Source organism: Arthrobacter sp. Bi83 (genome assembly GCF_918698095.1).
Lineage (GTDB): Bacteria > Actinomycetota > Actinomycetes > Actinomycetales > Micrococcaceae > Arthrobacter.
In genome coordinates this window covers 1-10,742 of sequence record NZ_CAKKLY010000041.1, presented here as the reverse complement: position 1 = coordinate 10,742, position 10,742 = coordinate 1, and the positions used below count along the sequence as shown (strand labels likewise).

At 67.9% G+C, this 10,742-nt stretch carries 6 protein-coding genes; all 6 read left to right on the top strand.

All coding sequences use genetic code 11. The annotated features are described in order from the left end of the window. The first annotated feature begins 40 nt into the window (after positions 1-40). The 6 genes from LQ144_RS17115 to LQ144_RS17090 all read left to right on the top strand — a co-directional run bounded on the left by LQ144_RS17115 (position 41) and on the right by LQ144_RS17090 (position 10,488). Positions 41-1,132: an RDD family protein gene (locus LQ144_RS17115; RefSeq protein ID WP_230119905.1), complete on the top strand. Its 1,092-nt coding sequence runs from the start codon at positions 41-43 to the stop codon at positions 1,130-1,132. Beyond that, the gene (locus tag LQ144_RS17110; RefSeq protein ID WP_230119904.1) at positions 1,129-2,046 is read left to right on the top strand and encodes a protein phosphatase 2C domain-containing protein; all 918 of its coding nucleotides are present in this window, start codon (positions 1,129-1,131) and stop codon (positions 2,044-2,046) included. The genes LQ144_RS17115 and LQ144_RS17110 overlap by 4 nt, the downstream gene beginning before the upstream one ends. Then, entirely contained in the window at positions 2,033-3,628 is a 1,596-nt protein-coding gene (locus tag LQ144_RS17105; protein ID WP_230119903.1) for an FHA domain-containing protein, read from the top strand. The genes LQ144_RS17110 and LQ144_RS17105 overlap by 14 nt, the downstream gene beginning before the upstream one ends. Then, positions 3,625-5,229: a serine/threonine-protein kinase gene (locus LQ144_RS17100; protein WP_230119902.1), complete on the top strand. Its 1,605-nt coding sequence runs from the start codon at positions 3,625-3,627 to the stop codon at positions 5,227-5,229. The genes LQ144_RS17105 and LQ144_RS17100 overlap by 4 nt, the downstream gene beginning before the upstream one ends. A gap of 97 nt (positions 5,230-5,326) precedes the next feature. Continuing rightward, complete coding sequence (locus LQ144_RS17095) at positions 5,327-6,031, top strand: hypothetical protein (RefSeq protein ID WP_230119901.1); 705 nt, start codon at positions 5,327-5,329, stop codon at positions 6,029-6,031. Beyond that, on the top strand, positions 6,028-10,488 hold the full coding sequence (locus tag LQ144_RS17090) for an FtsK/SpoIIIE domain-containing protein (RefSeq protein WP_230119900.1): 4,461 nt from the start codon (positions 6,028-6,030) through the stop codon (positions 10,486-10,488). The genes LQ144_RS17095 and LQ144_RS17090 overlap by 4 nt, the downstream gene beginning before the upstream one ends. Positions 10,489-10,742: the final 254 nt, after the last annotated feature.

Sequence of the window (10,742 nt, the reverse complement as noted above, 5' to 3'; positions counted from 1 at the left end):
TCCCGGTAGCATCCCGGTAGGGCAGGGGGAAGGAACGGAAATGGGAGCCAAACTGGAGCTGGTCCCGGCCGCGCCGGGCAAGCGCCTTGGCGCGGCGGTGCTTGACTGGCTGGCACCCGCGGTTGTCCTGGTGGTCCTCTTCTCCCTCGGGTTCGCCAGTGTCACGAGTTCGCGCAGCGGCGGCTTCATCATCTATGACACCGGAACGCTGGTTCTGCTGGGAAGCATCGCGGTGGGCCTGACCCTCATCTACATGTTCGTCCTTGCCGGCTTCGAGGGCCGTTCCGGCAACACCGTTGGCAACCAGCTCATGGGCATCCGCAGTACAGACAGGGACGGGTACGCACCCGGCACGGGCGCCGCCTTCCTCCGGGGGACCGTCACGGGGGCCGGGGTGCTGCCGGCAGTCCTCGCCGCCGCCGTGGTGGTGTTTTTCAAGTGGTTCGACTCAGCCCTGTGGATCCTGGTTCCCCTTGCCCTTTTGGGATGTGCGTGGGCTTTCCTCGTGGTGCTGTCCAGCTCCTGGGACAGGAACGACGGGCTCCAGGGCTGGCAGGACCGTGCCGCGAAAACCCTCGTTTTTGACGTCACCGCCGGACGCAATCCCGTAACGTCGGGTGGCATCCAGGGACCGTATAGCTTCGCCCCGCTGGACCTTCCTCCCGTCCAGCAGGTGGCGTCACCGGTGGCTGTGGCCACCAGGACCGGCGGCCATGTGCACGACGCCGTTCCCTCCGTCAGCCATCCGGACGACGGCGTCGACCGCACCCGGCTGCGCGGTGTCGGGCAGGATGCGCCCATTGCGGTGCTCAGGATACGGCTCGACGACGGCCGGGACTTCCGGCTGGAGCGGAACGCGCTGATCGGGCGCAATCCCGCTGCCGGTTCCGGAGAGTCACAGGCGCAACTGCTCGCCGTGCCGGATCCCGGGCGGACCATTTCGAAGACCCACCTGCACCTGCTCACCGATGGTGCGGGCGTCTGGGTAACGGACCGGAATTCCACCAACGGCAGCGCCGTCACCACACCGGACGGCGTCCGCACGGCCTTGCAGCCGGGCGTCCCCTCATTTGTCAGCCCCGGAACCACCGTTCACTTCGGGGACCGCACCTTTACCGTAGGACAAGCATGAACTCACAGCAGGCAGCCCGCACCGAACCGGCCGGAAGCACGCCAGGCCTTAGCCTGAGCTACGGCTATGGAACGGACCGTGGCCTGCGCCGCGAGCTTAATGAGGACTCGTTCATTGCCTCCGACCCCGTATTCGCCGTGGCAGACGGAATGGGCGGCCATGAGGCAGGTGAAGTTGCGAGCGGCATGTGCGTGCGGGCCCTGGCAAAGATGCCCCAGCTGGCCACAGGAGCGCGGACAGCCACGGCATCGGTGGTGCAGCAGTACCTTGCCATGGCGGACGATTCCATCCGCACTGCGACCGGATCGCGGGCGGGCACCACGCTGACCGGCGTGGTGGTGGTGGAACAAATGGGCATACCCTACTGGCTGGTCATGAATGTCGGGGACTCCAGGACCTACCGGCTGAGCCAGGGCACGCTCACCCAGGTCAGCGTGGACCACTCCGAGGTCCAGGAGCTTGTGGACAGCGGGGAGATCACCGCCGAGCAGGCCACGGTCCACCCCCGCCGCCACGTCGTGACCCGGGCTCTGGGCACGGGCGATGACACGGAAGCCGACTACTGGCTGCTTCCGATCGAGGAGGGTGACCGTGTCATGGTCTGCTCGGACGGGCTTAACGGCGAGCTCTCGGACGACCAGATGCTCGGCGTCCTTAGCTCGGCAGCAGACCCGCAGGAGGCCGTTGACCTGCTGATCCAGGCCGCGCTGCGGAGCGGCGGCCGGGACAACGTTACGGTGATAGTGGTCGATGCCCGGAACGTCCTCAATGAAGATGGCGTCTCCACCACGGCGCCGAGGACGGCCTCCGCGGCGGAAGATGAGGACACGCTGCCACGTCCTGGGGGAAGGGATGGCTCTGCCGACAGCACCGAAGCCGCCGGAACTGAGGAAAATGCGCATGGCCGAAGCTAGCTACGTCCCGGGCGGCTGGTTTGGGCTGGTTCGTTCCGGTACGGCGGTCATCCTGGGCCCGGGATCCCCGCCGACACTCATCCGGACTGTATGGGAGCTGCTCCAGAACGGGCCCGAAGTGCACGAGGTGCTCCACGCCGTGACGGGCGGGCTCGGCATTCCGCTGTCCAGCTGCCCGCCGTTTGGGATCATCGGCTTCCGTGAATCACTGCGGGTCTTCCTCCGCGGCGACCTCGACCTCAGCGTCACCCTCCCGGCCGGACCGCTGAAGCTGGACGGCCGAAATGTCACCACCTGGACCGAGCGATGGCTGGACTCCCCGGAGCGGTTCAGCCTTTCGGTAACGGGCGAGGCGGCCCAGTCCGGCGGGTTCGGTGCGTTGGAGTTGCCCGTGGCCGACGGCGTGGTCCTTCTCCAGTCCCTGCGCGTGGACGTCGCTGGCACCGGAACCGCTGCCGTGACCGGGGCCCTGACGGAAGCTTCGGCGGAAACCATGGTGGGGCTGGAAGAGACAGGGCTGCAAGACGCGCCGCTGGAAGACGACGGAAATCCGGCGGAGGCGCCGTCGCCCGCCACGGAAGCCACGAGTTCGTACGACCATCTGTGGGAAAAAACCGTGATGCGGAGCATCGAGGATGCGGCCGTCCGCACCGGGGAGGACGACGACGGCGGGCCTCAGGCAGTCGCTGCAAGCGTGGAAACTGAGGTTCCTGGCGCCGGGTTTGCGCATGAGGAGGACGTTCCGGCCGCACCAGCCGAGAGCCGGCCAGCGCCGCCAGCGGTGAGTCCGCCAGCGGCGCCAGAGGTGAGCCCGCCGGCGCCCGGAGGGTTGATTGATTCCGTGCCATGGGTCACCGGCGGTGAGAGTGCCCCGCGTCCGTCCGCGCCGCCGTCGTTCATCGCCATGCCGGTTCACCGCGCCACCGCGGCGGAGACGTCACAGCCTGCGCAAAGCCAGCCTGCGCAAAGCCAGCCTCTTCCAGCCACGGCCGGAGCGTCGGCCGGGGCGCCGGCACCGCCCTACTCCGCCGAGGGCGACCACGACGGACAGACCGTACTCAAAAGTGAACTCAGGGCCGCTCGCGCGCAGGCTCCGGCCGCGTCCGGCGCAACGCCCGGGGACGGCCCGCTGGTCCTGGCGCGCGTGTGCGGCTCGGGTCACGCGAACCCGCCCACCAGCGCCCAGTGCTCCAGCTGCGGCTCGCCGCTTCCTGACGTTGCTGTCCAGACGCCCCGTCCGCGGCTGGGACTCGTGCGGCTTTCCACGGGGGAGGTGATCGAGCTGGAGGAATCGCTGGTGATCGGGCGGCAGCCGTCCGTGTCCCGGGTTCAGGGCGGCTCCATGCCCCGGCTCATCCAGGTGGCCAGCCCCGGCGGCAACATTTCACGGTCCCACGTGGAGGTGCGGCTTGAGGGCTGGCACGTGATGCTGTGCGACCTCAAAGCCACCAACGGCACGGTGCTGATCCGCGAAGGGCAGCCGCCGCGGCGCCTTGCCCAGAATGAAATGGCGATCGTCCTCGACGGCGACATCGCCGAGCTTGGCGACGACGTTTCGTTGCGTTTTGAGGAGATCCTTTGAGTTCCAAGCGGCCCGCGGCCCCGCCGCCCCGCCTGCCCGGTTTCACTTACGTCAGCCTGCTCGGATCGGGCGGGTTCTCGGACGTCTATCTGTATGAGCAGGACCGGCCGCGCCGCAAGGTGGCGGTGAAGGTACTCCTGTCGGGGCTGAAAACGGAGGATGCGCGGCGGAGGTTCGAGTCCGAGGCCAACCTGATGGCGCAGCTATCCTCGCACCCGTTCATCGTCACCATTTTCGAGGCCGAGGTTACGGCCGACGGGCATTCCTACCTCGCCATGGAGTACTGCTCGCGGCCCAGCCTTGACGTCCGGTACCGCGGGCAGCGCTTCAGCGTGGACGAAGTCCTGGCCATCGGCATCCAGGTGGCGTCCGCCGTCGAAACGGCACACCGGGCCGGCATCGCGCACCGTGACATCAAACCGGCCAACATCCTGGTCACCGACTACAACCGGCCGGCGCTGACAGACTTCGGCATCTCCGGAACGCTGGGCAGCGACGCGGAAGAAGACGCCGGTATGTCCATTCCGTGGTCGCCTCCGGAACAGTTCCGGGAGGGAACTGTCGACGGCGTCATGGTGGACGTGTGGGCGCTGGGCGCCACGCTGTACACGCTGCTCGCGGGACGCTCACCGTTCGTCCTTCCCGGGGCGGACAACTCCCAGCGCGAGCTGATCTCGCGGATCACCGGCATGCCCGTCCCGGGGCTGGGCCGGGCCGACGTGCCCGAGTCGCTGGAGCTCGCCTTGGCAACGGCGATGGCAAAGTCGCCGGCCTCCCGCTATTCGTCCGCCCACGCCTTTGCCCTGGCAATGCAGCGCATCCAGGCGGAGCTGAACCTGTCCGTGACCCCGTTCGAGGTCCTGGAGGAGCGGCAGCAGGAGGACGTCCACCCCGACGACGGCGTCGAGGAAACCCGGGTCCGCAACGTTGCCTCGGTCGACCCGGAGAAAACAGGAAGCGCGCCCACCTTCCCGGCCCGGACCAGGCCCCTGAAAAGCGAAGTACCGGCACCAGCTCCGTCCGCCGCACCAGCTCCCTCCGCCGCACCAGTTCGCCCGGCCGTGCCAGCCGTGCCAGCCACAGAGACCGCCGGCGGCGATGACTGGGCCCAAGCCACGGTCCTCCGGAGCAACCCGGCCGGGAGCGAGGGCGAGCCGAAAAGCGAAGAGCCCGCGCCGGATCACGGCAAGCGGAACCTCTGGCTGGCCATCTCCGGCGGGACGCTCCTGGTGCTCGCGATCATCGTGGGGATCGTGGTGGCGTCAGCTGCGCCGCAGCCAAAGGTCCTGCCCAGCGAACAGCCCAGCAAGCCGCCGGCGGACGCCCTGGACGACGGGTCCGTGCCGGACGTCGCCAGGCTTGCGGGCAGCGCTGCTGCCGGCAAGGTCCGGTTCACGTGGACCAACCCGCAGCCGAAACCGGGAGACACGTACAAGTGGAGGATCAAGACCGTCAAGGGCGGCGGGAACTACCTGTCAACGTCCGCGACGCGCGTGGACGTGAGCCCCAATCCCGATGAAGCCACGTGCGTGCAGGTGATCATCGTGCGCAGCGACGGCTCGGCGTCGCCGGCAGGGGAGGATTCCATCGCGTGCGCCTGACGCCCCGCACCGAAGGCCCGGCACCAAAGGCCCCGCAGCCGCGGACAGCATGATGGCTCAGCAGAGCATGAACAGCCCAACAAGGAGACACGGAAAAATGGGAGATCTGGCGGTAGATTTCTGCGGCGAGTGGTACGAGCCGTCGGATGACGACGTCTTCAGCATCGGCCGCGAAGGTGATCTGGAAGTGGATGACAACCCGTACCTGCACCGGCACTTCCTGCAGATCGTCCGGTACGACGGCATCTGGTGGCTCAGCAACGTGGGCAGCATGCTCTCCGCCACCGTGGCCGACGCCTCCGGCGGCATGCAGGCCTGGCTTTCCCCGGGCGCCCGCCTGCCATTGGTCTTCAGCCACACCAACATCATCTTCACGGCGGGCCCCACGACCTACGAATTCGCCGTCCACCTGAAGACGCCCTCGTTCCGGCAGGAAACCCGAAGCGAGGACACCGCCGGCGACACCACCATCGGCCCGGTGGTCTTCACCGACTCCCAAAAGGCGCTGATCGTCGCGCTCGCCGAACCCATGCTGCGCCGGGAAGGCACCGGATTCAGTGCCATACCGTCGTCCGCGGCTGCCGCCAAGAACCTCGGCTGGGCAATCACCCGGTTCAATCGGAAGCTGGACAACGTGTGCGACAAGCTGGACCGGGTTGGCGTGGCCGGGCTCAGGGGAGGTGGCGGCAAACTGGCCACCAACCGGCGCGCCCGGCTCGTGGAGCATGCTGTCACCTCGCACCTGGTGACTCCTGACGACCTGCACCTGCTCGACAAGATGAGGGGGATTGACGAAGGATGAGAATCCGACTGACGCTCCGGCGCGAGCCCGCCAACGCCAAAGACCTCGCCGTCACGGTGGACGGACTGGCCACGGTGGCCGACATCGCCACGGAACTCTGGACTGCGGACCCGGGTCGGCGGCGCGAACCCGCCCCGTCCAACCTCTCACTCAGGATTGACGAGGCGTTTGTGGCCGGCGGAATGCGGGGAATCGTCCTCAACCGGGGCGACATCCTGCTGGAGTCCGGCCTGAGACCCGGATCCGTCGTTTCCCTGACCCAGGTCAGCGACCAGTTCGGCACCGCGGAGGCCGGCGGGTCCGCTGCCGGCCGCGGCCCTGCCGCCGCGACGCTCCGTATTTTGTCCGGGCCCGACGTCGGGCGCGAGTTTTCGCTGCCGTCCGGCACCAGTTACATAGGCCGGGACCGGGACGCGGACATCCGGCTCACGGACCCCCTGACATCGAAGCGGCACGCGCGCATCACCGTGGGGGAGAGCGTCGAGATCGTCGATACGAACTCCGCCAACGGGCTCCTGCTGGGTGGGCTGCCTGCCACCCGTGCCACGCTCAGCTCCTCGGACACCGTGACGTTGGGGGACACGGAGATCACGGTGGTGCCGCTGGCACGCAGCGGCGCGGCAGCACCGACGTCGCCCCTCGTTGATTTCAACCGGTCACCGCGCGTGGTTCCCCGGTTCAATCCGTCCAAACGCGTGCCGCCCGCGGGACCAAAACGCCAGGACCATCACCCGTTCCCCTACATCATGCTGATCGCCCCGCTGATGATGGGGGCCGTCCTTTTCGCTGTGACCCAGAGCCTGCTGTCGATGCTGTTCGTGCTGATGATGCCGTTGTTCATAGTGGGGCACTACGTGGACCAGAAACTGCAGACCAAGCGGGAACGAAAGGAACAGCTCAAGGAGTACCGGGAGTCCATGGCGGCGTTCCGTCAGGACATCGTTGCGCTTCAGCAGGTGGAACGAGCCGTGCGGCTGCAGGAGGCCCCGTCCGTCAGCGACACCGTCGACTCCATCTACAAGCTCGGCCCCCTGCTTTGGACTCACCGGCCCGAGCACCCCGGCTTCCTGGGCCTCCGGTTCGGGCTCGGGACGGCGCCGTCACGGGTTCCGTTTGAGGAGCCCAACTCTTCGGAAACGGAAGCGGAGTACCGGCGTGAAATCCAGGACTGCCTGGACCAGTTCCGGGACATCGAGGGCGTGCCCATCCTTTCCCAGCTGCGCTCCGCGGGGTCGTTCGGCCTGGCCGGGCCGCGCGGGCTGGTGGATGACGTTGCCCGGGGAATGGTTCTGCAGCTTGTGGGCCTCCATTCGCCGGCCGAAGCCGTGGTGGCAGCCATCACCTCCGCCCGTTCCCGGGAACGCTGGAACTGGCTGCAGTGGCTGCCGCATGTCGGCTCGAGCCACAGCCCGCTCCCTGGTGACCACCTGGCGGCCGGTTCTGCCAGCGGCGCAGGCCTGCTGGCGCGGCTCGAGGACCTGGTGGAATCACGCGAAACCGCCATCCAGTCGACCGGTCCTGCCCACCGGCCCGGCACCCACGAGGAAAACGGGGACGTCCCGGCTCCTGTGCTGCCATCGGTCCTGGTCATCATTGAAGACGACGCACCAGTGGACCGCGGACGGCTCACCCGTTTGGTGGAACGGGGGCCCGATGCCGGTGTGCACGTTCTGTGGGTGGCCACCGGCGTTGAGGCCCTTCCGGCCGCGTGCCGCGACTTCATGGAGGTCGACGGCGAACACGGCACCACCACCGGACAGGTCAGGTTGGGACGCCACACCTATCCCGTGAGCTGCGAGAGCCTCGACGCCGAACTCGCCGGCCAGCTGGCCCGCATGCTCTCGCCCGTGGTGGACGCCGGAAAACCCTTGGAGGACGACTCGAACCTGCCGCGGGCAGTGTCTTACGCGGCGCTGATCGGCAAGGACTTCCTGGACAACCCGGACGTCGTGGCCGAACGGTGGCAGGAGAACAACTCCGTCCGCTCCATCGCCGTCGCAAACCGCAAGGACAACGGGTCGCTGCGTGCACTGGTGGGCTCCAAAGGCATCGAGCCGCTTTACCTGGACCTCAAGAATGAGGGGCCGCACGCCCTGGTGGGCGGCACCACCGGCGCCGGCAAGTCGGAGTTCCTGCAGTCCTGGGTGATGGGCATGGCCACCGCCTACAGCCCGGACAGGGTCAGTTTCCTCTTCGTGGACTACAAGGGCGGCGCCGCGTTCGCGGACTGCCTCCACCTGCCGCATACGGTGGGCCTGGTCACGGACCTTTCCCCGCACCTGGTGCGCCGCGCCCTGACATCCCTCCGCGCCGAACTTCACTACCGGGAACGCCTGCTGAACAGGAAGAAAGCCAAGGACCTGCTGGCCCTGCAGCGCGAGGCCGATCCTGAAGCGCCGCCGTACCTGGTGATCGTGGTGGACGAGTTCGCGGCGCTCGCCACCGAGGTGCCGGAATTCGTGGACGGCGTGGTGGACGTCGCCGCCCGCGGCCGGTCCCTCGGGCTGCACCTGATCCTCGCCACCCAGCGCCCCGCCGGCGTCATCAAGGAGAGCCTGCGCGCCAATACCAACCTCCGGGTGGCGCTGCGCATGGCCGATGAGGACGACGCCACGGACATTCTCGGCGTCCCGGACGCCGCGTATTTCGACCCGTCCATTCCCGGGCGCGGCGCAGTAAAAACCGGCCCCGGCCGCATCCAGGGGTTCCAGACCGGCTATGCCGGCGGCTGGACCACCGAGCGGCCTCAGCGTCCGCAGATCGACATTGTGGAAATGGCCTTCGGCTCCGGGCCCGCATGGGCCGCACCCGTGCCTGAAACTGCGGCCAAGGAAGAGCCGGCCGGGCCCAACGACATCGCCCGGATGACGGCCAACGTCATCCGGGCGGCCGACATGCTGGCCATTGCGCCGCCCCGAAAGCCGTGGCTGAACGAACTGGCCATGACCTACGATTTCTCCCTGCTGCCAAACCCCCGCACCGACGAACGGCTCCTGCTGGGAGTTGCCGACGACCCTGCGCGCCAGGACCAGCCCACCGTTTTCTACGAACCGGACAAAGACGGCAACATGGCCATCTACGGCACGGGCGGTTCCGGCAAGTCGGCGGCGCTGCGGGGCATTGCCATTGCCGCAGCCGTCACTCCGCGCGGCGGCCCGGTTCAGGTCTACGGCATTGACAGCGGCTCCGCCGGACTGAAGATGCTCGATGAGCTGCCGCACGTGGGCGAAATCATCGACGGCGACGACGCCGAACGCGTGGGCCGGCTCCTGCGCTGGCTGCACGACCTTGCCGAGGACCGGGCCTCCCGCTTTGCCGAAGTCCGGGCGTCCACCATCGTGGAATACCGGAAGCTGGCCGGACTGCCGGACGAGAAACGCATTTTCGTCCTCGTGGACGGCATGTCCGCTTTCCGCGAGGCCTACGAATACACCCGGCTGTCCGGGCTGTGGGATATTTTCCTGCAGCTGGCCACTGACGGCCGTCCCTTGGGCATCCACCTCATCGTTACCGGTGACCGCCCCAACTCCGTCCCGCCGTCGTTGCTTGCCTCCATCCAGCGGCGGCTGGTGCTGCGGCTGTCCTCGGAGGACGACTACATGTCGCTGGACGTCCCCAAGGACGTCCTGGGCCAGGCGTCACCTCCAGGGCGCGGACTCCTCGGAAGCCACGAAGTGCAGCTTGCTGTCCTGGGCGGCAACTCCAACTTGGCGCTGCAGGCGCGCGAAGTCCACAAGCTGAGTGAGGCCATGCTGCGCCAGGGCGTCGAAAGGGCACCGCGGATCGAACGCCTGCCGGAGCAGGTGGATCTGGATGTCCTGCCGGCCGGACAGACTGACCAGCCGGTGATCGGCGTCGACGACGAAACGCTGCAGCCCGCCGCGCTGATGGCCAAGGGTCCGCTGCTGCTGGCCGGCCCTCCGGGTGCCGGGCGGACCGTGGCGCTGGTGACGCTGGCTTACGCGCTGCGCCGTTCGAACCCGGACACCGAGCTGGTCTACATCGCCTCGCGGAGATCCGCGGTCGCGTCACTGCCCGTCTGGAGCCGCTCCCTCGTCGGCGCGGACGACGTGGAGGAGGCGGTCGATGAGCTCACGGACCATTCCTCAGCCAACCCGGGAAAGCTCGCCATCTTCATCGAGGGGCTCACGGAATTCACGGACACCCTTGCCGAATCCGGCCTTGAGCGGCTGGTCACGTCCTCGGTCAAGGCGGACCAGTGGGTGGTGGGCGAATCCGAGACCTCCACCTGGTCCTCGGCATGGTCCCTGGCCCAGCCGTTCAAATCCGGGAGGCGGGGACTGCTGATCAACCCTGGTGATATGGACGGCGACAGCCTGCTCAACACCCCGCTCGGACGGGTCGGTTCCGACTTCATTCCGGGCCGGGGCTACATCGTGGGCAGGGGCAAGGTGCGCAAACTTCAGATCGCGCTGCCGCCGGAAGACCGGAAGTAAGAAATTTGGCGATCCACGGAACCCTATAGGAAGATACCCGGGACACAACTCGGTGCGGGAGAGTCCTGCTCGCTGCTGCAAAGGTAATCCCATGATCCCACCCAATAGCCTGCGGACCGTGCTGGTCCCCGGACTCGCTGCCACTGTGCTGGCACTGACCGCGGCGGTGGGAATTGCCGGGGCCGTGCACGCGGAGTCCGGCTCACCGGCTCCCACCACCGCTCCTCCTCCGCCGGCCACCGCCGCACCCGCCC

Bases quoted from the DNA above. Each gene is read 5' to 3' on its own strand.
- LQ144_RS17115 (WP_230119905.1), top strand. From the start codon at position 41: ATGGGAGCCAAACTGGAGCTGGTCCCGGCCGCGCCGGGCAAGCGCCTT.
- LQ144_RS17110 (WP_230119904.1), top strand. From the start codon at position 1,129: ATGAACTCACAGCAGGCAGCCCGCACCGAACCGGCCGGAAGCACGCCA.
- LQ144_RS17105 (WP_230119903.1), top strand. From the start codon at position 2,033: ATGGCCGAAGCTAGCTACGTCCCGGGCGGCTGGTTTGGGCTGGTTCGT.
- LQ144_RS17095 (WP_230119901.1), top strand. From the start codon at position 5,327: ATGGGAGATCTGGCGGTAGATTTCTGCGGCGAGTGGTACGAGCCGTCG.
- LQ144_RS17090 (WP_230119900.1), top strand. From the start codon at position 6,028: ATGAGAATCCGACTGACGCTCCGGCGCGAGCCCGCCAACGCCAAAGAC.